21 protein-coding genes and 1 tRNA gene are annotated in these 26,524 nt (G+C 70.1%); 4 read left to right on the forward strand and 18 right to left on the reverse strand.

The annotated features are described in order from the left end of the window. Positions 1–144 precede the first annotated feature (144 nt). Positions 145–2,532, reverse strand: coding sequence for an AAA family ATPase (locus H590_RS19285; protein WP_028702492.1), 2,388 nt, complete (start codon positions 2,530–2,532; stop codon positions 145–147). A 161-nt stretch (positions 2,533–2,693) separates the two neighbouring features. On the opposite strand from H590_RS19285, the gene H590_RS0103650 reads away from it, so the two are divergent. Then, positions 2,694–3,536 carry a PhzF family phenazine biosynthesis protein gene (locus tag H590_RS0103650; RefSeq protein ID WP_028702493.1) on the forward strand — a complete coding sequence of 281 codons (843 nt, stop codon included), beginning with the start codon at positions 2,694–2,696 and terminating at the stop codon, positions 3,534–3,536. 34 nt (positions 3,537–3,570) lie between these two features. On the opposite strand, the gene H590_RS17155 is transcribed toward H590_RS0103650, so the two are convergent. Then, positions 3,571–3,840 (reverse strand): hypothetical protein, encoded by a 270-nt coding sequence (locus H590_RS17155; RefSeq protein WP_126412595.1) that lies wholly within the window; start codon positions 3,838–3,840, stop codon positions 3,571–3,573. A gap of 442 nt (positions 3,841–4,282) precedes the next feature. Here H590_RS17155 and H590_RS17160 point away from each other — a divergent pair, with 442 nt between their 5' ends. Then, entirely contained in the window at positions 4,283–5,242 is a 960-nt protein-coding gene (locus H590_RS17160) for a helix-turn-helix domain-containing protein (protein ID WP_051238141.1), read from the forward strand. 125 nt (positions 5,243–5,367) lie between these two features. Here H590_RS17160 and H590_RS0103670 read toward each other — a convergent pair whose 3' ends face one another. The 10 genes from H590_RS0103670 to prcB form a co-directional block, all read right to left on the reverse strand. Further along, the gene (locus tag H590_RS0103670) at positions 5,368–5,781 is read right to left on the reverse strand and encodes a hypothetical protein (RefSeq protein ID WP_028702494.1); all 414 of its coding nucleotides are present in this window, start codon (positions 5,779–5,781) and stop codon (positions 5,368–5,370) included. 264 nt (positions 5,782–6,045) lie between these two features. Next, positions 6,046–6,119 (reverse strand) — tRNA-Pro (locus tag H590_RS0103675). A 70-nt stretch (positions 6,120–6,189) separates the two neighbouring features. Next, positions 6,190–6,999 carry an NUDIX domain-containing protein gene (locus H590_RS14745; RefSeq protein ID WP_051238142.1) on the reverse strand — a complete coding sequence of 270 codons (810 nt, stop codon included), beginning with the start codon at positions 6,997–6,999 and terminating at the stop codon, positions 6,190–6,192. A 49-nt stretch (positions 7,000–7,048) separates the two neighbouring features. Beyond that, a complete protein-coding gene (locus H590_RS0103685; protein WP_028702495.1) occupies positions 7,049–7,474 on the reverse strand; it encodes an OsmC family peroxiredoxin in 426 nt (141 codons plus the stop codon). A gap of 129 nt (positions 7,475–7,603) precedes the next feature. Further along, positions 7,604–9,787, reverse strand: coding sequence for an RNA polymerase recycling motor ATPase HelR (helR, locus tag H590_RS0103690; RefSeq protein WP_051238143.1), 2,184 nt, complete (start codon positions 9,785–9,787; stop codon positions 7,604–7,606). A gap of 108 nt (positions 9,788–9,895) precedes the next feature. Further along, a complete protein-coding gene (der, locus tag H590_RS0103695; RefSeq protein WP_028702497.1) occupies positions 9,896–11,257 on the reverse strand; it encodes a ribosome biogenesis GTPase Der in 1,362 nt (453 codons plus the stop codon). After that, on the reverse strand, positions 11,250–12,017 hold the full coding sequence (gene cmk, locus H590_RS14750) for a (d)CMP kinase (protein WP_051238144.1): 768 nt from the start codon (positions 12,015–12,017) through the stop codon (positions 11,250–11,252). The genes der and cmk overlap by 8 nt, the downstream gene beginning before the upstream one ends. 89 nt (positions 12,018–12,106) lie before the next feature. Then, on the reverse strand, positions 12,107–13,201 hold the full coding sequence (locus tag H590_RS0103705; protein ID WP_051238145.1) for a prephenate dehydrogenase: 1,095 nt from the start codon (positions 13,199–13,201) through the stop codon (positions 12,107–12,109). Continuing rightward, complete coding sequence (prcA, locus tag H590_RS0103710; RefSeq protein ID WP_028702499.1) at positions 13,198–13,884, reverse strand: proteasome subunit alpha; 687 nt, start codon at positions 13,882–13,884, stop codon at positions 13,198–13,200. Before prcA ends, H590_RS0103705 begins: the two co-directional genes overlap by 4 nt. A gap of 79 nt (positions 13,885–13,963) precedes the next feature. Further along, entirely contained in the window at positions 13,964–14,782 is an 819-nt protein-coding gene (gene prcB / locus H590_RS0103715; protein WP_036980906.1) for a proteasome subunit beta, read from the reverse strand. A 209-nt stretch (positions 14,783–14,991) separates the two neighbouring features. On the opposite strand from prcB, the gene H590_RS0103720 reads away from it, so the two are divergent. Continuing rightward, entirely contained in the window at positions 14,992–15,372 is a 381-nt protein-coding gene (locus H590_RS0103720) for a DUF3054 domain-containing protein (RefSeq protein WP_028702501.1), read from the forward strand. A gap of 16 nt (positions 15,373–15,388) precedes the next feature. Here the strand turns inward: H590_RS0103720 and H590_RS0103725 are convergent, their stop codons facing one another. Together H590_RS0103725 and metH are read right to left on the reverse strand one after the other, a co-directional pair. After that, a complete protein-coding gene (locus tag H590_RS0103725; protein ID WP_028702502.1) occupies positions 15,389–16,993 on the reverse strand; it encodes an HAD-IA family hydrolase in 1,605 nt (534 codons plus the stop codon). After that, the gene (gene metH, locus H590_RS0103730) at positions 16,983–20,552 is read right to left on the reverse strand and encodes a methionine synthase (protein WP_028702503.1); all 3,570 of its coding nucleotides are present in this window, start codon (positions 20,550–20,552) and stop codon (positions 16,983–16,985) included. The genes H590_RS0103725 and metH overlap by 11 nt, the downstream gene beginning before the upstream one ends. 68 nt (positions 20,553–20,620) lie before the next feature. Between metH and H590_RS0103735 the strand changes: the two genes are divergently transcribed. Beyond that, positions 20,621–21,439, forward strand: a complete 819-nt coding sequence (locus H590_RS0103735; protein WP_028702504.1) for a proteasome assembly chaperone family protein — start codon at positions 20,621–20,623, stop codon at positions 21,437–21,439. Between the two features lie 11 nt (positions 21,440–21,450). Here H590_RS0103735 and rpe read toward each other — a convergent pair whose 3' ends face one another. Genes rpe through H590_RS0103755 form a run of 4 tightly spaced genes read right to left on the reverse strand, consistent with a single transcriptional unit; the run spans position 21,451 to position 26,518 of the window. Then, on the reverse strand, positions 21,451–22,113 hold the full coding sequence (rpe, locus tag H590_RS0103740; protein WP_028702505.1) for a ribulose-phosphate 3-epimerase: 663 nt from the start codon (positions 22,111–22,113) through the stop codon (positions 21,451–21,453). Positions 22,114–22,136: 23 nt separating this feature from the next. After that, a complete protein-coding gene (locus H590_RS0103745) occupies positions 22,137–23,513 on the reverse strand; it encodes an RsmB/NOP family class I SAM-dependent RNA methyltransferase (protein WP_425393483.1) in 1,377 nt (458 codons plus the stop codon). Further along, complete coding sequence (gene fmt / locus H590_RS0103750; protein WP_028702507.1) at positions 23,510–24,436, reverse strand: methionyl-tRNA formyltransferase; 927 nt, start codon at positions 24,434–24,436, stop codon at positions 23,510–23,512. Before fmt ends, H590_RS0103745 begins: the two co-directional genes overlap by 4 nt. Before the next feature lie 42 nt (positions 24,437–24,478). Further along, positions 24,479–26,518 carry a primosomal protein N' family DNA-binding protein gene (locus H590_RS0103755; protein ID WP_028702508.1) on the reverse strand — a complete coding sequence of 680 codons (2,040 nt, stop codon included), beginning with the start codon at positions 26,516–26,518 and terminating at the stop codon, positions 24,479–24,481. Positions 26,519–26,524 lie beyond the last annotated feature (6 nt).

The following is a 26,524-nucleotide window of genomic DNA, read 5'->3' on the forward strand; positions in this document are numbered from 1 at the left end:
CAGGTGCCGGAGTTCCCGCTGTACTGGATGACACCGACCCCGAGGACGCCAACACGGTCCTCTGCCTCGTCTGGGAGATGGAGTCCCAACCCTGGAACCATCTGGTGCACATGGCCCTCCGGAGCCTCACCCGCCACCGCACCATCACTGCCCTCGAGCCCACTCAAGAAACGCATCTGCCGGAAGCACCGGTTTGCCCCACTGAGCCGCCTTTTTCGCCTTGCCCGACTGCGTGCCGCGCTGGGCGACCACCAGGACATCGGTCTTGGTCTTCGTCATGTTCTCCGAGACGGCAAGCCCATGATCAAGCGCCAGCTGCTGCATCTCACCACGATCGAACGCCCCGTAGCGTTGCGAGACCACCTCGCCGGTGAAGCAGACCCTGGCACCCGGCACAAGCACCGCCCGTGCCTCCAACGGGCCGGTCGCCTCGAACCCGTCGGGAAGAATCTGCACGCCGAAGTGGCGTTCGGCGTCACGCAGTCGTGAGACGACCTCGGCGTCCCGGTCGACGACGCGCGTCCACGCGCCGGCCAGAGCATCCGCCAGCACCTGGGCCGGATCGTCCTGCGCCGAGAGGTTGCCCCCCACCGTGAATCCCGTCGCGTCCCGGCATCCGCCGGCACCGGTCGTGCGGGCGAGCAGATAGCCGCTCCCCCAGGCAGGGACCGGAAAGGCCGAGACACCAGCCGCTGCGAGCGCATCGGGATGCTCCTGCAGCAGACGCTCCCCCGCGTCCCGCATCCGGCGGGCCAGTGTCAGCGCTGTCGCCCCGGCGCAGCCATCCGCGCCGCCGCGAGCAGGACCCGCGAGGGCATCTGCGGGCAGCTCCGCACCGAGCGGCATCTTCTGCACGATGCCGTTGCGCTTGAGCTCCGAGTCGATCAGCCCGAGAGTGCGATCGATGTCGACCCCCACCGGGGTCCGCCCGGCGAGCAGCGGCGACAGTGCCGCCCAGGCCTCGGTGAGCAGGGGGGCCAGCTGCACGTCCCGCGTGGTGATGCCGTACTCGGTCTTGGCGGAGTAGAGATCCATCGTCGGGTTGACGACGGTCGTCTCCTCCTCGCCGTCGCCGCCTGCGGTGGCCACGGCGATCTCCACCGGGCGGGGCCGATACCGGTCGCCCTCGGTGCCGACGAACAGGGTCGCGACATAGACCCTGCCCCGACCATGCACGTCAGCTGCATCGGATGCGGCATTGAGAAACCGGCGCACCCGCACGTCCGTCTTCAGGTCCTTCGGCAGCACCGGACGCTTCAGCACGAGCCCATCCAGGCTGGTGCACCGGCTGAGCGCAACATAGAGCTGACCGTTGGCGAATGTCCCTCCGGTGAGGTCGACGACCACGTGATCGAGAGTCTGGCCCTGGCTCTTGTGAATGGTGATCGCCCAGGCCAGCTTCATCGGCAGCTGCTCGAACGTGCCGACGATCTGGTGCACCAGGCGGTCGCCGTGCACCACCGGCCGGGTGATGTCCCAGACGTGCCGGCGCACCTCCACCAGGTCGCCGTCGCGCAGCCGCACCTCGACGACTGGGCCGGACTGGTCCTTCCGAATGCTCTCGATGCGGCCGATGCTGCCGTTGACCCACCGGCCGGCGGGTTCGTTGTTCAGCAGCATGACCTGTGCGCCGACGGCCAGCCGCAGCACGTCCTCGGCGGGATGCTCGAAGCCGTCCGTGTCACCGGTCACCGTCGCGCTGAACACGGTCGGCTCACTGCTCAGCAGCTCGAGCATTCTGCGATTGCGCGCACCGACGATGCGGTTCGTGGTTGCCAGGGTCAGCCAGAACTCACCCGGATCGGGTTCGAAGTCTGGGTCGGCCCGGTCGTTGAGCTGGGCCCGGGCGCCCTCGAGCAGGGCGCCCTCGCGCACCCCGTTCAGCAGCCTGACCAGCCGGTCGTCGCCGATCTGACGGAACACCGTGGTCAGCTCGACCGTGGGGAAGGCCTCGCGGCTGAAGGAGTGCCCGGAGAAGAAGTAGGGCGTGCCGAATCGCTGTTCGATGAAAGCACTCTCGGCCTCGGTCACCACCGGAGGCAGCTGGTAGAGATCGCCCACCAGGACCAGCTGCACACCACCGAATGGCTCGCCCGGATGCGGGCCGAAACGCTCCAGCGCCGCGACCATGGCGTCGAACAGGTCGGCGCGCACCATGGAGGCCTCGTCGACGATGAGTGTCTCGAGCTCGCCCAGCGTCTTCGCGAACCGCCCCGGATAGTAGGAGCTGCCACGCACATCCTGCTCGCTGACATCCTTCGGGAACGAGAACAGCCGGTGGATCGTGTACCCGTCGACGTTGAGCGCCGCGATTCCGGTGGGGGCGACGGTGACCGTGCGCCGGTCGGTGTGCTCCAGATAGAGCCGGATCAGCGTCGACTTGCCGGTGCCGGCCTTGCCGGTGAGAAACATGTTGCTGCCGCTGTCGAGCAGTTCGAGCCCGGAGACGAACTCAGGGGTGAGGGTGAGGCCCGGATCAGCGGCGTCTGCCCAAGTCGGCGCTGCTGCTTCTTGTGCCGCGTGTCGTCTCATTGGCGTGCTCCCATTGCGGTCCGAGGAAGGCTCTCCGCACCTCGTCCTCGCAGCTGGAACTCTATCCGCACAGGTTTCCGCAGCAACAACCAGATCAATGCCCCACGAGTTGCTCCGCCAAGGACATCAGGATCAGCACAGTGCCCTGTTAACCTCTGGACGTGGCCACCATCTTCCGTCAGATCGACGTCTTCGGTGAGGGACCGTACACAGGAAACCCTGTCGCTGTGGTGCTGGGCGCTGAGGGACTAGATGACGAGCAGTTGCGCGCGTTCTCAGTCTGGTCGAATCTCTCCGAGTGCACCTTCGTGCTCCCGCCCACCGACCCCGGGGCCGACTACCGGGTTCGCATCTTCAGCCTCAGCACTGAACTGCCCTTCGCCGGGCACCCCACGCTGGGCACGGCTCGAGCATGGCTCGACGTCGGCGGCACTCCGCGCAGGCCCGAGACGATCGTTCAGCAGTGCGGAGCTGGTCTCGTCCCGATCCGCGTCACCGGAGAGGTGCTGGCTTTTGCAGCCCCGCCACGTCTGCGTTCCGGACCCGTCGCCCCAGAACTCCTGCAGGCAGTGGTCGAGGTGCTCGGCGTGGACCCTGCCGCAGTGGTCGATGCCGAATGGCTGGACAAAGGGCCGGGGTGGGTCGGCGTGCTGCTCGACAGCGCCGAGACGGTCCTCTCCCTCGAACCCGACTCCTCGCACCACCCGGGACGGTGGGACATCGGGGTGATCGGACCTACCCGCCCGGGCGAGGAGGCACGGATCGAGCTGCGCGCGTTCTTCACCGACGGGGACAGCCCCCTTCGAGAGGACCCGGTCACCGGAAGCCTCAACGCGGCGGCGGCGCAGTGGCTGCTGGACGCTGGACGCCTCTGTGCGCCGTACCTCGCCCGGCAGGGCACAGCTCTGGGCAGGCAGGGCCGAGTCATGGTTGATATGGACGAGCGCGGCATCTGGGTCGGCGGCCGCACGCATGTCGCCATCAGCGGAACCGTGGCGTTCTGAACGCCGCCCGCGACTCTCGAGCAGGTGCGGTGCCCTACTCGAGCAAGGTCGGAGTTCCCGCGTCGGACTCACCCTCACCCGCGCGAGCCTCCGAGAGCAACGCCGCTTGCTCTGTCCGGATGAGGAACTCGCGGATCGTGTCACGACTCTGACTCAGGCACTGGATGCGGCCCTCAAGACCGCTCAGCTCTCGTGCCAACAGCTCGGCGACCGTCCGGGGACAGGTTGGATGATCGGCGGCAGCCGCGTCCTGCAGGTCCAAATCGCTGATCGTCCTCGCCGGCGTCTCCTTCATGATGGTCACCACAGAGATGCTGCCCACCGCGATACTTCCGCAACTGAGCGAAGGACTGGCCTCAGCGATGCACAGGGAGGCCTGCTCGTGTCGATCTGGGCCGGAACGATCGTCGTCACGATCTTCCCGCTGGTAAGTGCGACCTCCCGCTGGAACCGACGCTCTGTGATCATCGCGGCACTGGCCGTCCTGACCTTCTCGAGTGCGCTGAGCGCCGGTGCCCCAACTATGGCTGGATGATCACCGCCCGACCGGCCGGCAGGCCATCGCGCGGCGATCGACCGAGAGTTGCACTGCCGGTTGCCAACGTCTCGTGCTGATTGCTTGGAGAGCTCGACGATTCTCGCCCGGTGCCAGTGCCACAACAGCAGAGCCCGGAGTCGGGCGGCGTGTCCCTCGAACTCCTGAGCCGGCTTGATCTGGAGTGCACTCCAGAAAATACACTCCGGTTGTGAGTAGAGATGGCGAGGTGGTGGACGTGAGTGACAGTGCGGTTGGCCACTTGACGGAGATGGCCCGGCGTCTTGACGTGCCGCTCGCCAGGACGGTGCCGGAATGGTCGGTGAGCGAGGTCTCCAGACAGACCAGTATCAGCATCGACACATTGCGCTACTGCGAACGTCTGGGACTGATCGATCCAGTGTTCCGCACCAGTGGCGGAAGGTGTTTGTACAGTGACCCGGAAGTCGAGCGCATCTGTTACGTTTGCCGACTGCGGGCGACCGGCATGAGGACCGAGAAGGCCGCTGAGTGTCTCCGGCTGCGGCGCTATCCCCTCCCAGAGCCGCCGCACGACACCGTCGAGCTGGACCTTGGCGCGCCGAAGGAGACGACTCTTGGGAAGCGGCGCGGGCGGTCGAGCAGAGAGACTCGCGTGGTTGTGAGCGCCAACGGCGGGGCTTTGGATGCCGATGTGGTCCGCAGGATCCTGGCGGCGGACCCGCGCTTCAATGTGCCTGCCTCAGTCCAGAAGAAGCTCAAGCTCAACAAGGACGTTGTCTACAAGCAGGAGGTCGACATGAAGTTCGAGGTCAAGATCACCCGCGTGCAAATGGCGACCAGGTACGTCACGGCCACGGACCAGGAGGCTGCCGCCGAGAAGATCCGCGCACAGATGGAGGAGGATCCGTACCGGATGTACGCAAACTACAAGACGGTGGGCACCGAGATCGAGGTCACTCGCGTCGAAGAGAAGCGCACCGTCACTCCGCTCCGGATCGACCGCGAGGGACCATTGCTGATCTCATTGGCCGACGCGGCTCGAGCGACCGGTATCGGCTATAGCCAACTGGGCCAGCTGGCCGCCCAAGGCGGCATCGAGCAGGTAAAGGTGGGCAACCGGCGTTATCTGAAGCGTGAGTCGCTCCTGGAGTTCATCGATCGGAACACGTACAGGGGCTGGGCGTACTGACCGAGCTTCGCTCAGACAGCAACAGTCGTCTCGGGAGCCCGCGCGAAACCGCACCCATGTTTGACCACACCGAGGGACGATGCTGGCTAACATGCTGAAGCATCATCGGACCGTGCAATCTTCCATCACTCCGTGTGGTCGCGCCTACGGACGACGATGTAACTGATCAGGCTGCCGGCGAGCGTTATCGATGAGATGGCGACGTGCTCCCGCGCGGCCGTGTCGCACTCTCGAGTGCTGGTTCGGTCAATCTCATCGGGCACCTCGCGGACGGCCTCGTCGGAGCCTTGGAAGCCCAGCACTTCCGTCGCGGGGTCGAACATGCATTCGGCGTCGGTCGATGGTGCGCGGGTTGGGACGTACAGAAACGCATGAGTAACCACAGACAGAGTCACACAGACTGCCGCACTGATCCTTCTGGGACGCCAAGTCCTCCTGCCGCGCAGCCGAACCGCGTCGAAGATCACCAACACTATGGTCGCAATGGCACACGCGAGGAGGATCGAGAGTGTGAGGGATGGAAGAATCTCGTCGGACACGAATTCTCCTCCTGTCGTCACTTGTGTGCGAGGCCGTGCCACTCGGTGCGGAGTGTCCACCGCACTGGGAACGGTCCACATCCAGGACCTTGACATCCGCATCGCGGCACCATCACTGGCGGACTCCTCCGTGAGCTCATCCTCGACCCGATCAGGAACGATCAACCCACTGGACACCCACCCGGCCCATAACCGGGCAACAAGAAAGCCGGACCTACGGAAACGTAGGTCCGGCTGTCCTCGATGTCCTGAGACATCACATCGTCGGGCTGACAGGATTTGAACCTGCGACCCCTTGACCCCCAGTCAAGTGCGCTACCAAACTGCGCTACAGCCCGATGGACCACTCCGTGACCCGGGAAAGAACACTAGCCCATAGCGACTGGCGGGCACAAACCCGGCGGGCCATCAGATGCCGGTCCCCGCCTCGCGCTCCGCCACGATCTCGGCAAGCCAGTCACCTGTTCTCACTCTGGCGCCGGCCCCGACGAGCTCTCCGGTGAACACCTCGTCGTCGCCGACCATCGTCACGTAGGGACTGGTCTCCGCCAGGCTCAGCGCCCTGGCGACCGCCTCACGACGGTCGCCGACGCGCACCACCTCCGGGAACCATGCGGTCCCCGGAAGCCCGAGCTGTGCGGCGCCGACCCCGCGCTGCTCCACGGCGTCCACCAGGCCGGGATCTGTCACGCTCGAGCAGTTGACGACCAGCACCGGCCTGATCTGCAGCAACTGCCTCATCGCCGGCCAGGAGCGCTTGAACCCGGGGTGCAGGTCGAAGCCGGCGACATCGTCGAGTGGCACCCAGCGCAGCTCCAGGCTCTCCGCGTCGCTGATCCTGGGTTCGAAGGGTCTCACCACGTCGGCCAGGACGGTCAGGTAGCTCCATACCTTCCGGTCGAGGACGCTCAGACACCTCGGCCGCACCGCGTCCCGGGGCACCCCGGCCTCCTCACCGGACTCCCTCAGGGCACCCTCGAGGCCCGTCTCGCCCTTGTGGCGGGCGCCACCGGGGATGCCCCAGGTCCCGCCGAAGTGGCTCCACCCCACCCGGTGCTGTAGGAGGACGCCGCGCTGCGGATCCACCGCGAGCAGCCCGGCGGCGCCGTAGACGCCCCAGAACTTCTCCCCGGAGTCGGTGACGACCCAGGCGTCCCCGGGATCCCGGGGCCCGTGGGGACGACGAGGGGCTCCCGGCGCGGGAGGATCAATTCTCACGCGCCAAGCCTCCCACCCCACGATGACGCCAGGGTGACGATCCGGTGCCTCACCCGATGGTCAGGGTCTTCGGCACGGCCCTCAGGGCCATGGAGATCGGGCAGTTGTCCTTGGCCCACTCGGCCTTCTCCTTGAACCCTGCGGCGTCCAGTCCCGGAACCTCCCCGGTGACGGTGAGGTTGATCTGGGTGACCCCCTCGCCCGGGACGAAGGTGACACCGGCCCTGGTGTCGATCGTGGCGGGATCGTGGCCGTCCTGGGCCAGGGCATTGCTCAGCGCCATGGTGTAGCAGGTGGCCAGGGAGGCCGCCAGCAGCTCCTCCGGGTTGGTGGTGCCCTGGCCGGACTCGGCGCGCTTGCCCCAGTTGACGTCGAAGGTGGCCACCCCGGACGTCTCCAGGCTGGTCTGGCCGGAACCCTCGAACAGGGTCCCGTTCCAGATGGTGTGTGCGGTGCTGACAGTGGGTCGGGCCATGATTGCCTCTTCTCCTCGTGCAGACGTTGCGCGGACACCCACGACGCTACCCAGACATGACCGTCGGACAAGCGGCCCGGCACGCTCACCCCCCGCCCGGAGGGTCGCCCCCTTGAGGGCAGGACGCCCTCATCGCGTCAGGATCACCAGCTGGCCGGTGGTCCTGGTCATCGAGACGTAGCGGTCCACCGCCAGTGCCCGGCCCTGCTCGGTGCCCAGCGGTTCGACGATCACCACCAGGTCGAACTCCAGACCTTTGACCGTTGTGGGGCTGAGCACCTGCACCCTGGGGCGCTCGACCCCCCGGACCCCGCTGACCCCGTCGGTCTCGGCAGCGATCACGCATGCCGTCCCGTCCGGATGATCGGCCAGCCACCGGTCCAGCACGGCGTCGAGGTCCTCGATCCTGCCGTGGACCAGCGGCGCCCCGCCCCGGCGGATCGAGCTGGGCACCACGGCGTCCGGCACCTGCGCGAGGATCACCGGGGCCGCCTCGGCCATCACCTCGGCCGGGGTGCGGTAGTTCACCCGAAGGGTCCGGGTGGTGACGTCGCTGAACCCCAGGCCGGTCAACCGGTCCCGCCAGCTCCCCTCGAAGCCGCTGCGCGCCTGGGCGCGATCCCCCACGATGGTGAAGCTGAGCGAGGGGCAGCGCCTCATCAGCATCTGCCACTGGGCGTCGGTGAGTTCCTGGGCCTCATCGACGATGACATGGGCGAAGGGCCCGGCCAGCGGGTCGCGGTCCGGCTCCTCGACCGCGTCGGGATCCATCAAGGCGTCGCGGAGGTCTTCGCCGCGCAGCATCGACAGGGAGCTGTCGGGGTTGTCGTCGCTGGCCAGCACGTAGTCGACCACATCGTCCATGTAGCGACGCTGCTCGGCCATCACCTTCTCCCGGCGACGTCGACGGCCCGCCGCCGCGGGATCGCCGATCCGCCTGCGGGCGGCGTCCAGCAGCGGCAGGTCGGCATCGGTCCACGGTCTCGACTCGGGCCTCTGCAGGGCGGCCACCTCGGCCTGCGAGAGCCAGGGGGCGCAGCGGCGCAGATAGGCCGGCACGCTCCACAGATCGGCGACCGTCTGGGCCGGGTCCAGAACCGGCCAGGTCCTGGAGAACAGCCGGCGCAGCTCCTCGTTGTCCAGCAGGGCGCGACGCACCAGCTCGACCGGTGCCTGCTGCGGATCGACCTTGTCGACCAGGATCTCGACCAGCGCCTCCCAGATCTGGTCGCGGGCCTCGTTGTGCGGGGTCGACGGCGCCGGAGCGTCGAAGGCCTCGGCCCAGTCCTCGGGGTCCAGGTCCAGATCGACCCACGGCGTCTCCACCACCGTGCGACCGGTCGGAGCCTCCTCGTAGAGCCCCACGGCGGGATCCACCGCGCCTACCATCGCGGCGGCGGACTTCAGCGCCGCGACCCGCCGATCGGGTTCGGGGACGGCGTCCCTGCCCTGGGGCACCATCTCGGCCAGGGTGGCGGCGCGCACGCCGTCCTCCCCCAGGCTCGGCAGCACCCCCGCCACGTAGTTCAGGTACCCGGCGTGCGGCCCCACCAGCAGGACGGCCCCGGCGCGTCCGTCCAGTCGCGGATCGGCGTAGAGCAGGTAGGCGGCGCGGTGCAGGGCGACCACCGTCTTGCCGGTGCCCGGTCCCCCCTCCACCACCAGTGCGCCACGGGACCGGGCGCGGATGACCGCGTCCTGGTCGGCTGCGATGGTGGCCAGCACGTCGCGCATCTGCGGGGTCCGGGCCGATCCGAGACTGGCGATGAAGGAGGACTGGTCGTCCAGGGCGGCGCCGGCGGTCGCCGAGTCCGCGTCCAGGATCTCGTCCCAGTAGTCGCGTACCCGCCCGTCGACCCACTGGTAGCGGCGTCGGCTGGACAGTCCCATCGGATCGGCGCTGGTGGCGGCGAAGAACGGCTCGGCGGCAGGTGCCCGCCAGTCGACCAGCAGCCGTCGGTCGTGGTCGTCGGACAGTCCCAGACGGCCCACGTAGACCGGCTCGCGGCCGTCGGAGAAGGACATCCGGCCCAGCACGATGTCGGGCCCGAACCGCTCCAGCACCCCCAGCTGGCGGGTCAGCCGGTGGATCGACTGGTCGCGGTCCAGGGCGCCGCGGCCCAGACCGCCCGGTGCCCGGCGCAGCGTCTCGATCTCATGGTGCAGCTGGGATCGACGGGAGCGGACCCGGGCCACCACCTCCGCCAGCCGATCCGGGTCGGGACCCAGCAGTGCGGGAGTCGCCTTGGCGGCGGCCCTCCCCGACAGCTCGAAGAGGCTGTCATGGGGAGTTCCGGGGGTTGTGAGAGGCATCGGCACCACTTCCAGTTGCGACGGGAGCGGCAATTGTGCGCCCCCGACGGGGCCTTGCGGCAAGCCCCCCGGTGCCGTATAAGTTGGAATTGGCAAAGAGGCCTGTTCTCAGCGCTTTCTGCCGCGCTTCTCCCTGGGCCGGACCTCCACCTTCACCGGTGTGCCGACGAATCCGAAGTCCTCGCGCAGCCGCCTCTCGATGAACCGCACATAGCCTTGGTCCATCAGACCCGAGGTGAACAGCACGAAGGTCGGCGGGCAGTTGTGGGCCTGGGTGCCGAACAGGATCCGCGGCTGCTTGCCGCCCCGCACCGGGTGCGGATGGGCCGCGGCCAGACGGCCCAGGAAGGCGTTGAGCTTGCCGGTGGACACCCGCGTCTCCCAGCCCTCCAGGGCGGCCTCGATCGCCGATCCGAGACGCTCGACGTTGCGTCCCGACAGGGCGGAGATGTTGACCCGCGGCGCCCAGGTGAAGGCCTGGACATCCCTCTCGATCTCCCTCTCCAGGTAGCGGCGTCGCTCCTCGTCGGTGAGATCCCACTTGTTGTAGGCGATCACCATCGCCCGTCCGGCCTCCTCTACCATCGACAGGATCCGCAGGTCCTGGTCGCTGATCGTCTCGGCGGCGTCGATCACCACGACGCACACCTCGGCTCGCTCGATGGCGGTCTGGGTGCGCAGCGAGGCGTAGTACTCGTGGCCCGAGGCCTCGTTGACGCGCTTGCGCAGACCGGCGGTGTCGATGAACCGGTAGACGGTGCGACCCACGCTCACCAGCTCGTCGACCGGGTCGACGGTGGTGCCCGAGACGTCGGAGACCACCGACCGGTCGGCCCTGGCCATCCGGTTCAGCAGGGAGGACTTGCCGACATTGGGCTTGCCGACGATGGCCACCCGTCGGGGTCCACCGGGCTCCTCGGCGATCTGCGCCCGGTCCGGGAGCACCGCGACCAGGGCGTCCAGCAGATCCCCGGATCCGCGACCGTGCATCGCCGAGACCGGCCAGGGCTCCCCCAGCCCCAGATCCCACATCGTCGCCGCGCTGGCCTCGGTGCGCTGGTCGTCGACCTTGTTGGCCGCCAGCACCACCGGCTTGTTGGCCCGCCGCAGCACCCGCACGACCGCCTCGTCCTCATCGGTGGTGCCGATGGTGGCGTCGACCACCAGCAGCACGACGTCGGCCGTGGAGATCGCCAGTTCGGCCTGCTCGGCGATCCTGGCGGCCATCCCCTTGGCGTCGGAGGCCCAGCCCCCGGTGTCGACCAGGACGAAGTCGTGGCCGGTCCACTCGGCATCGTAGGAGACCCGGTCGCGGGTCACCCCGGGAATGTCCTGGACGACCGCCGCGCGGCGCCCCAGGATCCGGTTGACCAGCGTCGACTTGCCGACGTTGGGCCGGCCCACCACCGCCACCACCGGCTTGGGCAGCGCCTCCTCGGCGCCCTGGTGTGGTCCTGTCGTCTCAGTCATGACGTTCCTTCGTGCTGGTGGTCGTGTTGGTCTTGGTGGGAACCGGGTCCGGTCCGGGAACCAGCGAGATGACGGTATCAACCACCTGGTGGAGAGTCAGGAAGGTGGAGTCGATGACCTCCACCCCGGGAGCCGGGGCCTGGAAGGAGGACACCGCCGCGTCGTCGTGGTCGCGGCGGATCACCTGGTCGGTGACCTGGTCCATCCCGACCGACCCCTTGAGCTCGGCGCTGCGCCTGGCCACCCGGGCGGCCGGATCGGCGACCAGCAGCACCCTCAGCTGCGCATCGGGGCACACCACCGTCGTGATGTCGCGGCCCTCCACCACGATCCGGTGCCCGCACTCGGCCACGATGGCGCGCATCCGGTCGATGAGCAGATCGCGGACCGGCTGGATGGTCGCCACCGATGAGACGTGCGCGCTGGTGGCGGGTTCTCGGATCTGGGCGGTGACGTCGTCCCCGTCGATGACCACCCGTTCGATCCCCGGAACCGTGCTCAGCTCCAGGTGGCCCCCCCTCACCAGGTCGATGACGGCCTGCGGGTCGGCTGCCGGGTCGAGTCCGTGGTTGACGACCGCGCAGGTGATCGCCCGGTACATCGAGCCGGTGTCCAGATAGGCCAGTCCCAGCCGCTGCGCGACGGCCCGCGAGGTCGACGACTTGCCCGAGCCGCTGGGCCCGTCGACGGCGATGACCAGCTCCCGCCGGTCCGCGGGTGCGGTGGTCTGGGGTGGGTCGGCGGGCTGGGCGCAGCTCATGGCGGGGCTCCAATCGGGGTGGATCTGACACGCTACCGGCATCGGGTCGGCAGCAGGGACGGTGTGGTGCGGGACGGCTCGGGTGCGGCTCAGGAGCGCAGCCCCCAGTGGTGCTCGCGCATCCAGGCCCGCAGGTCGTCGGCTCGCGTCCGATCGACCTCGATGGACAGGAACCCGGCGTCGCGGGCCTGGTCATGCTCCACCGAGAGGTCCTCGATGTTGACCCCCAGGCGGTCGATGTCGGCGAACAGCCGCGCCAGGGCTCCAGGCTGGTCGGGGATCTCGACCACCACGGTGGTCGTCTCCGACATCTCCTTGCCGTGCTTGCCGCCCAGGGAGCGGGCGCCGGCCCGGCCCATCGCCAGGAAGGACTCCAGCTCGTCGGGGTTGTCCAGCACTCCGATGAGGGTGTCCAGATCCTCGCGGACCTGGCTGAGCTGCTCGCGCACGGCGGGCCGGTTGGCGGTGAGGATCTGGCGCCACATCCCGGTCTGGGACTGCGCGATCCGGGTGACGTCGCGGATCCCGCCGCCGGCCAGCGGCAGGTGAGAGCGCTGGGCGTGCCTGAGGTTCGCGGCGGTGAGGATGCTCATCAGCTGCGGCAGGTGGGAGACCTCGGCGACCGCGGTGTCGTGCTCCCGGGTGTCCAGGGAGACCGTCCGGGCACCGCACAGTCTGGCCAGCCGGCGGACCCTCTCCACCGACTCGGCGCTGTTCTCGTGCCGAGGGGTCACCACCCAGGTGCGGTCGACGAAGAGCTCGGGGACGGCGGTCAGCGGGCCGGTGTACTGGGTCCCCGACATCGGGTGTGAGCCGACGTAGCGGGACAGGTCGAGCTCGGTCTCGCGCAGCGCGCTGAGGACCGCCGACTTCACCGAGGCGGTGTCGGTGACCACCGCGGAGGGGTGCCATCTCAACCGCTCGGCGACGGTGGCGGCCACCGCCCCGGGAGGGGTGGCGACGACGACGAGCCGGTAGTCGCCCGGGTCCAGCTGACTGAGCATCCCGGCGCCACGGCCGGCGGCCACCATCGCATTGGCCGGGTCGAGATCCCACAGGTGGACCTCCACCCCCTGGCTGGTGAGGGCGCACCCGATGGAGGCCCCGATCAGCCCGGTGCCGACGATGAGGACCGGCTCCAGGCTGGCGATGTCGCGCGGGTCGGCGGGAGGAAGCGGCGTCACCTGGCACCCCAGAAGGATCGGATCCGCTCGGCGCTGAGCCGGCGGAAGGTTCGGCGGCCGCCGGTGCGTGGATCGAGGATCGAGACCTCCAGCTGCTCGGGGGTCGGTTCGGAGGAGGCGGTGAGCGCCGCGGCGGCGCACCGCACGGCGTCGTCGAGGGGGGTGGAGTCGGTGAGGAACTCGTTGAGGGTGTCGCGGCGGTCCTGGGCCATCGGTCCCAGCACCGTCGGGGCACTGCCGTCAGCGACCGAGCCGTCCCAGGAGATCTTGAAGATCCTGTCCTCGGCGCGGCTGAGTCCCAGTTCGGCGACCGCCAGTTCCACCTCGTAGGGCTTCTGGGACAGCGTCGCGAAGTTCGCGCCGATCACCTGGGCGTAGGTGGTGGCCAGCGCCAGGCCGGTGACGTCGAGGCGGTCGTAGGCGTAGGCACGGATGTCGGCCAGTCGGATCCCGGCCACCCGCAGCTGCTCCAACTCGTCGTAGCGACCGACCGCAGCGAATCCGATCCGGTCATGGATCTCGGAGGTCTTGCGCAGGGACCTCGATGAGTTGAGGGCCACCATGCAGATCCCGTCGGCGCAGCGGGCCACCACCACCGCCCGGCCGCGAGACACCCCGCGCCGGGCATAGTCCGCCCTGTCGCTCATCCACTGGTCGGGTGAGACGTATGCGGGCATGGTCATTGGACTGCTCCTCTCGCGATGATGGCGAAGACGTGGTGACGGTGGCGGACGATGGTGACGAGACGGCGGGACCGGCCGGTCAGGAGCTCTCGTTGGACTGGGTGACCTCGTCGACGATCCGCTTGGCGACCAGCGCAACGTTCTCCGTGGAGATCTTCGTCACACCGTCCTCGTCGGCGACCATCACCACCGGATAGATGCCCCGGGCCAGGTCCGGGCCGGCGGTGGCGGCGTCGTCGTCGGAGGCGTCGTAGATCGCGCGCACCGCCAGCTGGACGGCCTCGTCGCGGTCCATGTCCAGCCGGTGCAACTTCTTGAGGGTCGCCTTGGCGAAGATGCCCCCCGACCCGGTGGTGCAGAAGGAGTGCTCCTCGTAGCGGCCGCCGGTGCCGTCGTAGGAAAAGATCCGACCGAGGTGGCGGACCACGTCCCAGCCGGCGAAGACCGGGATGACGGCGATCCCCTGGACCGCCATCGCCATGTTGGACCGCACCAGGATCGACAGTCGGGCGGCCCGGCCGTCCAGACTCAACGGACGACCCTCGATCTTCTCGTAGTGCTCCAGCTCGGTCTGGAACAGTCGCACCATCTCGATGGCCAGTCCGGCGGCCCCGGCCACCCCGATCACCGAGGTGTCGTCGGCTCCGACCACCTTCTCGATGTCGCGCTGGGCGATGAGGGTGCCCATGGTGGCCCGCCGGTCCCCGGCCACCACCACCCCCGAGGTGTACTTCAGCGCCACGATGGTGGTGCCGTGTCGCAGCAGCTCCGGCATGCTGGTGTCCAGCGTGTTGGGGGGCAGCAGATCCGGGGACACCTGACGGGTGAACTCGGCGAAGGAGTCGCTGCCGGCGGCGAGATAGGGGGCTGGGAGCACCGTTCCCCAGGGCTGGATCATGGTCCTCCTCCGCGTGACAGGGATGCCGTCGCGATCTTCGGGCCGCGGCGTGCCGACCCAAGACTAGCCAACCCGGTCGGTCCCAGGCGTCACCCTGCGCCAGAGGGCACGCCGGGCGGCCGATCCGGTAGTCTCATCGTCTCGACGGGCCCGCCCTCGGGTGCCGTCCGGCTACCTGACCGCGAGGGCGCGTTCAGGATGAGGCATCGATGAGCCACAGCAACGACACAGCGACGGGTCAGGTGCGCCTGGCCGTGGTGATGGACGTCCTCTCGGTGGCGGTCTTCGTCATCATCGGCCGGCTCTCCCACCACGAGACCCTCACCCCCGGCGGACTGCTGAGGACCATCGTCCCCTTCTTCGTCGGCCTGGTGGTCGGCTGGACGGCCGTCGTGGTGCTGCGGATGTCGGCGGCGCGCTGGAGGGGCGGCGTGGTCGTGTGGGCCGCCACTCTGGTGGTCGGCATGGTGATCCGCCACTTCACCCACCAGGGGGTCGCGGTCTCCTTCGTCATCGTCGCCGCGATCTTTCTGGCCCTCTTCCTGATCGGCTGGCGGCTGGTCGCCAAACTGGTGAAACGGCACTCCTGAGCCACCGAGTGGGGACTCAGCGCTCCTCCTTGGCCACCCGCCACTGGTCGTGCTCGGTGATGTTGCGCGGCCTGGGGCCGTGGTAGTCGGGCCCGTAGGCTCCCGGGGCCGGACGGCGCTTGCGCATCGGGGCCACCACCCCGGGGGCCAGTCGCCGTGCGATCACCAAGAATCCGGTGTGCCCGGTGGATCCGTGGGAGGGCCTGATCGACAGTCCCTCGGCATGCCAGTCGCGGATCGTCGTCTCGGTGGCGGAGGGCTCGGTCCAGCCCCCCTCGGCCCGCAGGGTGTCCATCACCCGTCCCATCTGGGTAGTGGTGGCGACGTAGCAGCACAGGACGCCGCCGGGGACCAGGACGTCGCCCACCGCCTGGACGCACTCCCAGGGGGCCAGCATGTCCAGCACGGCGCGGTCCACTGGTTCCGGTGAGATCTCGGTGGCCAGATCGGCCAGCGTGAGCTGCCAGGATCCGGGCTCCTGCCCGTAGAAGGTGATGACATTGCAGCGGGCCACCTCGGCGAACTCGGGGCGCCGCTCGTAGGAGGTGAGCCGGCCCTGCGGGCCGATCGCCCGCAGCAGCGGGATCGTGAGACCGCCGGAACCCACCCCCGCCTCCAGCACCCGGGCGCCCGGGAAGATGTCGGCCATCATGAGGATCTGGGCCGACTCCTTGGGGTAGATGATCGCCGCCTCGCGGGGCATCGTCACCGTGAACTCGCTGAGGATGGGCCGCATCGCCAGGAAGTCCATCCCCCCGGCGGAAGTCACCACCACCCCCTGGGGTCCCCCGATCAGATCGTCGTGGCGGACCATCCCCTTGGTGGTGTGGAAGACGCCCCCCTCGGACAGCACGATGGAGTGGCGCCGTCCCTTCGAGTCGGTGAGGGTGACCCGCTCCCCGGCCCTCAGCACTCCCCCGCCGCCTGCCGACATCGGGGCGGCCTGCTGGCCGGCCAGATGCCACAGCTTCACCAGATCGGCCAGGTGGACGCCGTCCAGGTTGGCCCGGCGGACCCGGTCGGGGGCCGGCGGCGCGGTGGCGACGCCGGCCAGGGCCAGCACCCGGGCCCCGGCCTCATTGCCGGCCCGGGCGCCGGAGACCGAGTCCTCGATCACCAGGCAGTCGGCCGGGTCCACACCCAACCGAGAGGCCGCCATGAGATAGGGGTCCGGTGCCGGCTTCGCCCGGCCCTCGGGCATCTCGTCGAAGGTGATGACGACGTCGAACAGACCGTCCTCGAAGTGGTCCAGCAGGGGCGACATCACCGTCCGCGGGGAACCGGTCACCAGGGCGCACGGGATTCCCGCCGCCCGCACCTCCTGGAGCAGCGGGTAGGCGCCCGGTGTCCACGGCACCTCCCGTTCCCGGTGGTAGCGGCGCACCGTGGCCACCAGCAGGTCGGCGACACCCTCGGGGGTCGGGTCGCCGCCGACGGCCTCGCTCAGGGCGGCGCACACGGTGGTCATCGGCGCGGAGACCAGACTCCTGGCCTGCTCCTCGCTCCACTGGTGGCCACGAGCCGTCACGATCTCCGTCTCGGCCTCCATCCACCGCGGCTCGGTGTCGACCAGGGTGCCGTCGAGATCCCACAGGACGGCGGACAGTGTGTCATTTGGCATTGAAGTAGCTGGCCTCCGGGTGATGGACGACGAATGCATCGGTGGACTGTTCCGGGTGCAGCTGGAACTCCTCCGACAGCTCGACGCCGATGCGGCCGGGATCCAGCAGACCCGCGAGCTTGGCGCGATCCTCAAGATTGGGGCATGCGGCGTAGCCGAAACTGTACCGGCAGCCCCGGTAGGTCTGGTGATCGATGGCCGCGGCGATGTCCTCGTGGGGGGCGGCGATGCCGAGCTCCTGACGGACCCGGTGGTGCCACATCTCGGCCAGCGCCTCGGCCAGCTGCACCGACAGGCCGTGCAGTTCCAGGTACTCCCGGTAGGAGTTGGCCTCGAAGAGCTCGGCGGTGGCCCTCGACACCTGCTGTCCCATCGTCACCAGCTGGAAGGCGATGACATCGGGGCCCAGCTCGGCGGCCTCGGCGGCGTCGCGGAAGAAGTCCGCCAGGCACAGCCGGCGTCCGCCGTGCTGGCGGGGGAACTCGAAGCGGGTGAGCTCCCGGGAGGTGTCGGCCGGGTCCAGGACGATGAGTCGGCGGCCTTCGGCGACCACCGGCCAGTAGCCGTGCACCACCCCGAACCGGGCCAGGTTCTCGGCGCGGATCCTGTCCAGCAGCATCCGCAGCCGTGGCCGGCCGATGTCACGGACCATCCGGTCGTAGGAGCCGTCCGTGCGACTGCCCTTGAGCCCCCACCGGCCCATGAAGGTGGCCCTCTCGTCGAGCCACTGGGTGACCTCGTCCAGGGCGATCCCCTTGGTGACCCGCGACCCCCAGAACGGCGGGGTGGGGACGTCGACACCGCCGGCCGGGGTGGGCCGGGCGACATCGGAGCGGACATCGGGCTGCGCCGGATCGGCCCCGCCCGACTTCCCGGACCCACCGGAGGTGGCGGCCTCGGCACCACCGACAGAGCCGGCGCGGGGACGGGCCGGGACCCGTCGGGCGCGGATCTCGGGCAGCGAGGAACCGGGCACGCCGTGCTTGACGGCCATCACCGAGTCCATCAGCCGCAGTCCCTCGAAGGCGTCCCTGGCGTAGCGGACCTCCCCCTCGAACAGGTCGTTGAGGTCGTGCTCGACGTAGGACCGGGTGAGCGCGGCGCCGCCGAGCATCACCGGGTAGTTGCGGGCCAGCCCCTCCCGGTTGAGCTCCAGCAGGTTGTCGCGCATCACCATGGTGGACTTCACCAGCAGCCCCGACATCCCGATGGCGTCGGCGTGGTGCTCCTCGGCGGCCCGGATGATCGCCTGGACCGGCTGCTTGATGCCCAGGTTCACCACCGAGTAGCCGTTGTTGGAGACGATGATGTCGACGAGGTTCTTGCCGATGTCGTGGACGTCCCCCTTGACGGTGGCGAGCACCAGGGTGCCCTTGCCGCCGGCATCGGTCTTCTCCATGTGCGGCTCCAGGTGGGCGACCGCGGTCTTCATCACCTCGGCCGACTGCAGCACGAAGGGCAGCTGCATCCGCCCCAAGCCGAACAGCTCGCCGACCACCTGCATGCCGGCCAGCAGGTCCTCGTTGACGATGTCCAGGGCCCCCTTGACGGTCAGCGCCTCGTCCAGGTCCTCGATGAGCCCCTTCGCGTTGCCGTCGATGATGCGCTGCTTGAGCCGCTCCAGCAGCGGCATGGCGGCCAGCTCGGCCTCCCTCTCGGCCTTCATCGAGGCCGCCGTCACTCCCTCGAAGAGTTCCAGGAAGCGGGTCAGCGGGTCGTAGCCCTCCACCCCGCGCGGTGCCGGGGCGTCGGTGCCGCGGCGGTCCCAGACCAGGTCCAGGGCCACCTCCCGCTGCTCCTCGGGGATCCGGTCGATCGGCAGGATCTTGGCGGCGTGGACGATGGCGGAGTCCAGGCCGGCCTCCACCGCCTCGTGCAGGAACACCGAGTTGAGCACGATGCGGGCGGCCGGGTTGAGTCCGAAGGAGATGTTGGAGACCCCCAGGGTGGTGCGCACCCCCGGGTACCGGCTCTTGAGCTCGCGGATCGCCTCGATGGTCTCCACCCCGTCGCGACGGGTCTCCTGCTGGCCGGTGGCGATCGGGAAGGTGAGGCAGTCCACCAGGATGTCGCCGACCTCCATCCCCCACCGGCGGACCAGGTCGTCGATGAGACGGGAGGCCACCCGGACCTTCCACTCCCGGGTGCGGGCCTGGCCCTCCTCGTCGATGGTCAGCGCCACCACCCCGGCGCCGTGCTCGCGGACCAGGGGCATCACCCGCTGGTAGCGGGACTCGGGCCCGTCGCCGTCCTCGAAGTTCACCGAGTTGATGATGCAGCGTCCCGCCAGGTGCTCCAGGCCGGTTCGCAGCACCTGCGGCTCGGTGGAGTCCAGGACCACCGGAAGGGTGACGGCGGTCGACATCCGGGCGGCCAGGGTGGCCATGTCGGCGGTCCCGTCGCGGCCGACGTAGTCGACGCACAGGTCCAGCAGGTGGGCGCCGTCGCGGGTCTGGGTCTTGGCGATGTCGATGCACTCGTCCCAGTTCTCCGCCAGCATCGCCTCGCGGAAGGCCTTGGAGCCGTTGGCGTTGGTGCGCTCACCGATCGCCAGGTAGGCGGTGTCCTGGGACAGCGGCACCTCGGAGTACAGGCTGGCGACGGCGTCGACGTGCACCGGGTGACGAGGCGCCACCGGGCGTCCGGCCAGGGCCGCCGAGACCATCGCGATGTGTTCGGGGGTGGTGCCGCAGCAGCCGCCGACCACCGACAGGCCGAACCGCTGGGCGTAGTCGGTGAGGGCCTCGGTGAGATCTTCGGGGCCCAGCGGGTAGCGGGCACCCTCCCCGGTGATGACGGGAAGACCGGCGTTGGGCATGCAGGTCACCGGGACCCGGGCGGCCCCCGACAGGGTGCGCAGATGCTCGGCCATCTCGGCGGGACCGGTGGCGCAGTTCATCCCGATGGCGTCGATGCCGAGGGGCTCCAGGACGGTGAGGGCGGCCCCGGTCTCCGATCCCAGCAGCATGGTGCCGGTGGTCTCCACCGTGATGTCGACCATCACCGGAAGGTCGACGCCGCGGGCGGCGGCGGCCCGGTGGGCTCCGATCACCGCGGCCTTGGCCTGCAGGAGGTCCTGGCAGGTCTCGATCTGGACGGCGTCGGCCCCCTCGTCGATCATCGCCTCGATGGTCTGCTGGTAGACGTCGCGGATCGCGGCGAAGGCGATGTGGCCCAGGGTGGGCAGCTTGGTGCCCGGGCCCACCGATCCGACGACGAATCGCGGCCGGTCGGGGGTGCTGGCGGCATCGGCGGCCCGGCGGGCGAGCCGGGTGGCCGCCCCGGCGAGCTCGACGGCCCGCTCGGCGATGTCGTACTCCCCCAGCGCCGACAGGTTGGCACCGAAGGTGTTGGTCTCGATGAGATCGGCGCCGGCGGCCAGGTAGCGGTCATGGATCTCGGAAATGACGTCGGGCCGGGTGACGTTGAGGATCTCGTTGCAGCCCTCGAGGCCGTCGAAGTCGTCGAGGGACAGATCCGCGGCCTGCAACATGGTGCCCATCGCACCGTCCAGGATGAGAAGTCGAGATCCCAGCGCGGAGCGAAGAGCCGAAGTCATGGGCCCCACCATAGGGGTAGGGATCGCGGAATCGGAGATTCGGCCGCCGAACGGACTACTCTTACCGCATGGCCCGGCACAGTAGTGATCATCCCTGGGTGATCGTCGGATACACAGGGTGGAATGACGCGGGAGGCGCAGCCTCCGAGACGGCGGCCCGCATCATCCGCCACACCGATGCCACCGAGTGGAAGGTCCTGGACTCCGAGGACTACTACAACTTCCAGGACACCCGTCCCGTGGTGGCGGCGATGGAGGGCGTCGAACTGCTCACCTGGCCCTCGACCACCGTGTGGCGCGGGCAGGCCGACGGTCACCCGGTGGCGGTGGTCACCGGACCGGAGCCCGACCTGCGCTGGCGCTCCTACTGCCGTGAGCTGCTGGACACCCTGATGAAGCTGGATCCCGAGGGGATCGTCGTGCTCGGCGGGATGGTCGCCGACGTCCCCCACACCCGTCAGCTGCCGGTCTCCGGATCGGCCTCGGACCCCTCGATCGCCGAGCAGCTCGGTCTGGAGGGGCTCGAGTACTCCGGACCGACCGGTATTCCCGGGGTGCTGGTCAGCCTGGCCGCCGACCGGGGCATGAATGCCGTGGGGCTGTGGGCCAATGTGCCCGAGTACGCTTACGAGCCGCCCTGCCCGCCGGCCGTCCAGAGTCTGCTGGTGCGGGTCGAGGAGCTCACCGGGGTGACGGTTCCCCAGGACGAGCTCGTCGAGCGTCGCCAGAAGTGGGTCACCGACGCCGACAAGATGGTCACCGACAACGACTCACTGAGCGACTACGTCCACGCGCTGGAGCGCCAGCGCGATGCCGAGCTGCCCGAGGGGGTCACCGGCGACGTGCTGGCGATGGAGTTCCAGCACTACCTGCGGCACCGCTCCTGAGGCGGGACCGTTCAGCCCTGGTGGCGCTCGGCGATCTGACGCAGTCTGCGCACCATCGCGTCAGGATCCTCCGAGCGGTAGACCGCCGAACCCGCGACGAAGGTGTCGGCGCCGGCCTCGGCGGCCCGACCGATCGTCTCGGCTGAGACCCCGCCGTCGATCTGGAGCCAGATGTCGGCGCCGGTGGCGTCGATGAGCCGACGGGTGCGCCGGATCTTGGGCAGCACGACGTCCAGGAAGGACTGGCCGCCGAAGCCGGGTTCCACCGTCATGATGAGGATCTGGTCGAACTCGGTGAGGATGTCGGCGAGCTGCTCGACGGGGGTGGCCGGTTTCAGCGCGACCGCCGCGCGGGCGCCCATCGCACGGATCTCCCGGGCCAGCCGGACCGGGGCCTTGGCGGCCTCCAGGTGGAAGGTCACCGACTCGGCGCCGGCCTCCACATAGCTGGGCGCCCAGGTGTCGGGATCGCTGATCATCAGGTGGATGTCGAAGGGGGTGTCGGTGACCGGGCGCAGGGACTCCACCATCGGCAGCCCCATCGTGAGGTTGGGGACGAAGTGGTAGTCCATCACGTCGATGTGGATCCCGTCGGCCGACGGGATCGCCCGGACCTCATCACCCATCCTCGAGAAGTCGGCGTTGAGGATGCTGGGGGTGATGCGGGCAGTCATGGGGTTCAGCCTATCGGGAGCGCTCAGCGGCGCCGGAGGAGGGCGCAGAACATCGCGTCGCAACCGTGGCGGTGCGGCCACAGCTGGACGCACCGCAGCTGCGGCCCGGTGGCCGCCCCGGTCACCTCGGGCAGCGCGGCGGGGGCGTCGAGCAGTTCGACGTCGAGGGTCTCCAGGGCCCAGTCGACCACGTCGAGGGTCTCGGTGACGCTGGGGGAACAGGTCACATAGCCGACCACTCCCCCGCCCGGTCGTGCCGAGCAGACGGCGGCGGCCAGCAGCTCCTTCTGGAGGGTCTGCAGATGGTCGATCTCCGAGGAGGTGCGTCGCCACCGCGACTCGGGGCGTCGGCGCAGGGATCCCAGCCCCGAGCAGGGCACATCGGCCATCACGGCGGCGAAGCTGCCCGGCAGCCAGGGCGGGCGGCGGCCGTCGGCGGTCACCACCTGGTGGTCCCCCGGGATCGGGGCCAGCGCCTCGGCGACCATCCGGGCGCGGTGCGGGTGGAGCTCGGCGGCAACCAGGGCGCGGCCGTCGACGGCGGCCAGTCCGGCCAGCAGGGCGGCCTTGCCGCCGGGTCCGGCGCACAGGTCCAGCCAGGGTCCCGGGGTTCGGGCCAGCTGGGCGGTGCGGGCCAGCGCCAGGGCGACCAGCTGGCTGCCCTCGTCCTGGACCCCGGCCCGACCCTGCTGGACCGCGGGCACCTCGGCGGGGTTGCCCGGTCGGGTCGCCCCGTAGGGGGAGTAGAGGCAGGCGGTGGCGCCGGCGTCGACCAGCTCACCCACCTCGGCCAGTCCGGGGCGCACCACCAGGGTGGGCACCGGGGCCAGATTGTCGGCCTCCAGGGCCTGGCCGCCCTCCTCGGTGCCCAGACGCTGGGCGAACTCGGCGGCGATCCACCGCGGGTGGCAGGTCCGCAGGGCCAGGTCGGCCAGTTCGTCGCCGGTCGACAACTCCTCGGTCCAACCGTCCAGGTCGTGGCGGCCGATCTTGCGGGCCACCGCGTTGACCAGGCCGGTGACCCGCTCGCCGATCTCGTGGCGGGCGAGCACCACCGAGGTGTCGACGGCGGCGCGCTGGGGCACCCGGGTGGCCAGGATCTGCTGGCAGGCCATCCTCAGCACGACCCGCACCGCCGGCTGCCAACTGCTGGGGGAATGTCCGGAGGCCGCCGTCAGGACGGCGTCCCAGGTGCCCTGGCCGCGGGCGGTCCCGTCGACGAGCACCGTGGCGAAGGCCGCGTCGCGCGGGCTCAGACGGGCACGCGACAAGGCCTGGGAGAGAGCCAGATTGGCGTAGGCGCCCTCGGACTCGACCGCCATCAGGGCTCTGAAGGCTGCCGTCCTGGCCGGGTCGGCGGGACGCGAGGAGCGGCGGCGCTGGGGATGGGGCACGGTCACTCCAGGACGGTGCCCGGTGCCAGCTGGGCGCCACGGGCCCAGTCGGCGCCGGCCATCGCCTTCTTGCCGAAGGCCTGGACGGTGACCAGTTCGACGGTGCCCCTGCCGGTGCCCATCAGCAGGTGCTTCTTGGAGGCGCTCAGCTCACCGGGCGCCAGCTCCTCGGCCTGGTCCCAGACCCGGGTGAGGAGGACCTTGAACCGTTCTCCCTCCAGTTCCCCCCATGCGCTGGGGGCCGGTGAGGTGCCGCGCACCAGGTGGTCGACGTCGACGGCCGACCAGGAGGGGTCCAGCCTGGCGTCGTCGGGGGTGATCTTGGGGGCCGAGGTGACTCCTGCCAGGGGCTGGGGGGTGGGTGCGATGCCCTCGGCGATGTCGGTGAGGGCGGCGGTGACCAGGTCCGGGGTCTGGTTGGCCAGGCGCCGTAGCAGGGTGCCCGCGGTGTCGGTGTCGGCGATCGGGTAGCTGCGCGAGTTGTAGACCGGGCCGGCGTCGAGCTGCTCGACGAGCCGGAAGACGGTGGCCCCGGTGGTGGCGTCCCCGGCCATCAGGGCGCGCTGGACCGGGGCGGCGCCGCGCCAGCGGGGCAGCACCGAGAAGTGCAGGTTGATCCAGCCGTGCCGCGGCCGCTCGAGCAGCTCCTCGGGGACCAGGGCGCCGAAGGCGACCACGACGGCGATGTCGAAGTCCAGCGCCTCGATCACCTCGCGGGTCTGTCCCGAGCGCAGCGTGCGGGCCTTGAGGACCGGGATGGTGCGCCGGGCGGCCTCCTCGGCGACCGGCGAGGGGTGCGGGGTGCGGTGCCTTCCCTGCGCGGCGTCCGGGCGGGTCAGCACGGCCACCACCTCATGGTCGGGGTGGTCGTCCAGAACCGCCAGGGTGGGGCATGCGAGTGCAGGGGTACCGGCGAACAGGATTCTCACCTCTCCACCCTATCGGGGTGCCGATCCCGGGGTGAGGGGCGGCTACAGCTGGCCGATCGGGTTGACCCGGACCCGGAGTGGCCCGCCCTCACCGCGCATGCTGTGGGCCGAGCGGAGATGGCGCAGCATCGGGACCAGGCGGGACGCCAGGGCCGGCTCGGCGCGGATCACCAGTCGTTGCTGGGGGGCACCGGGACGCTGCCCCTCGACCTCGACCGGACCCAGCAGGTTGACCTGGCCGGGAGCCATCCCGATCTCCAGATCGGCCTCGGCCACGGCGTTCCGCAGCCTTTCGGCGGCCGCCTCGACAGCCTCGGTGCTGCCGTCCACCAGAGCGGCGAAGGCCGCCGGCGGGAATCCGGCCTCGGCCCGCTCGGCCATCTCGACGCCGGCCCAGCCGACCGGGTCGTTGCGGATCACCGCCTGGACCGCCCGGTCCTGGGGCGGGCCGACGATCACCAGCTGACCGTCCTCCACCCCGGAGCGGACCAGGGAGGCCACCCGGAACCAGTGCTCCAGGGCCTGGCAGACGGCGTCCAGACCCGGCCGGTTGAGCGCCTGGCCTGCGTCCAGAAGCAGGGCGGCGGCGTACCCGGACTCGGCCCGCGGCTCGGCCATCGGGGTCGCCACCACCAGGGCGGGGGTGTCCCCGACCGAGCTTCGGATGTGATCCCCCGAGGAGTCGATGACCTGGACCGAGGGGAAGGCCCGGCCCAACTCGGCCGCGGTGGTGCTGGCACCGACCACCCCGGAGCGCACCACGGTGCCACCGCAGCTGGAGCAGGCCCAGCCGGCCAGCAGCTGGCCGCACCAGGTGCACTCCAGTTCGGTGGCTCCCCCGGCCAGCCTGCGGCCCCGTACCGGGCCGTTGCAGCGGGGGCAGGAGATCGGGGCCCGGCAGCTCGCGCAGCAGGGCCGCACCAGGTCCCCGGGTCTGGGCACCGAGACCAGCACCGGACCGGAGAGGAGTCCGTGAGAGATGGTCTGCATCGCCAGGTCCGGAAGCCGGACCCGGTTGGCCAGTGGGTCGCGCGACAGCGCGAGATCGGAGTCCCCCGGAGCCCGGACGGTGGCGCACAGCGCCCTGAGCTGCTCCCGGGGGGTCTGGATCTGCGCCAGCCAGCCGGTCGACAACCACCCCGCGGTCTGCGGTGAGCAGGAGTGACCGGCCAGCAGCAGCGCGCACCGGTCGGTCTGGGCGCGCAGGGCCGCCACATCGCGGGTGTTCGGGTAGGGGGCGCGCGGCTCGTCGTGGAGACTGGCGGCCTCGTCCCACACCACGATCACCCCCAGGCGGGTCAGCGGTGCGAGCACCGCCCCGCGGATGCCCACCACGATGGAGGCCTGACCGCGGACCACCGCCAGGTAGTTGCGCCAGCGGTCGGCGGCACTCTGGTCGGCGTGGAGCATGACGACCGTTCCGGCGCCGAAGGGCTCGGTGAGGCAGGCCGCCAGTTCCTCGGCCTGGGCGACGGTGGGCACGCAGCACAGCGCCTGGCGGCCGGACTCCAGGGCTGCCGAGACGGCCTGGGTGATGCCCAGCCGCCAGTCCCCCAGCCGGTCCCGGTCGGCCGGCCCGGCGACCGGGGCGACCCTCCAGAAGGCCCGCGGGCGGCCCCCCTGGGCCAGCAGCCGGAGGAATGCGGTGCCCTCGGCCAGGGCGTCCAGGGCACCGGGGATGTGCGCCGGACGGGGCACCGGCCAGGGGCGCGGCTCTGCCCTCTCGGTGGCGGCATGGCGGGCGGGCAGCGCCCAGCGAATGACCTCCTCGAGGGTGCCGGCCCACCGGTCGGCGACCCGACGGGCCATTGCGAGCTGGTCCTCGGTGACCACCACCTCGGAGGAGACCACCCGCTGGAGGGCTTGCAGAGTGACCCCGGGCTGACGGTGGTGGTCGACGGCCAGGATGATGCCGTCCAGCAACCGGCCGGCCAGCCGCACCCTGACCCGGATCCCGGGGCGGGCCTGGCCGACCATCTCCTCGGTCACCAGGTAGTCGAAGGGCCGGTCCAGGTGGGCCAGCCCGGACAGCACGCAGACGTGGGCCACCCACTCGGTGGGTTCCAGCAGCGCCTCGGTCATGCTCCG

It is taken from the genome of Acidipropionibacterium jensenii DSM 20535, from assembly GCF_000425285.1.
In the GTDB taxonomy this organism is placed as follows: domain Bacteria; phylum Actinomycetota; class Actinomycetes; order Propionibacteriales; family Propionibacteriaceae; genus Acidipropionibacterium; species Acidipropionibacterium jensenii.

Coding starts and splice junctions, on each gene's coding strand:
- H590_RS19285 (WP_028702492.1), bottom strand. CDS start 2,532: ATGAGACGACACGCGGCACAAGAAGCAGCAGCGCCGACTTGGGCAGAC.
- H590_RS0103685 (WP_028702495.1), bottom strand. CDS start 7,474: ATGGCCCGACCCACTGTCAGCACCGCACACACCATCTGGAACGGGACC.
- helR (WP_051238143.1), bottom strand. CDS start 9,787: ATGCCTCTCACAACCCCCGGAACTCCCCATGACAGCCTCTTCGAGCTG.
- der (WP_028702497.1), bottom strand. CDS start 11,257: ATGACTGAGACGACAGGACCACACCAGGGCGCCGAGGAGGCGCTGCCC.
- cmk (WP_051238144.1), bottom strand. CDS start 12,017: ATGAGCTGCGCCCAGCCCGCCGACCCACCCCAGACCACCGCACCCGCG.
- prcA (WP_028702499.1), bottom strand. CDS start 13,884: ATGACCATGCCCGCATACGTCTCACCCGACCAGTGGATGAGCGACAGG.
- prcB (WP_036980906.1), bottom strand. CDS start 14,782: ATGATCCAGCCCTGGGGAACGGTGCTCCCAGCCCCCTATCTCGCCGCC.
- H590_RS0103720 (WP_028702501.1), top strand. CDS start 14,992: ATGAGCCACAGCAACGACACAGCGACGGGTCAGGTGCGCCTGGCCGTG.
- H590_RS0103725 (WP_028702502.1), bottom strand. CDS start 16,993: ATGCCAAATGACACACTGTCCGCCGTCCTGTGGGATCTCGACGGCACC.
- metH (WP_028702503.1), bottom strand. CDS start 20,552: ATGACTTCGGCTCTTCGCTCCGCGCTGGGATCTCGACTTCTCATCCTG.
- H590_RS0103735 (WP_028702504.1), top strand. CDS start 20,621: ATGGCCCGGCACAGTAGTGATCATCCCTGGGTGATCGTCGGATACACA.
- rpe (WP_028702505.1), bottom strand. CDS start 22,113: ATGACTGCCCGCATCACCCCCAGCATCCTCAACGCCGACTTCTCGAGG.
- H590_RS0103755 (WP_028702508.1), bottom strand. CDS start 26,518: ATGACCGAGGCGCTGCTGGAACCCACCGAGTGGGTGGCCCACGTCTGC.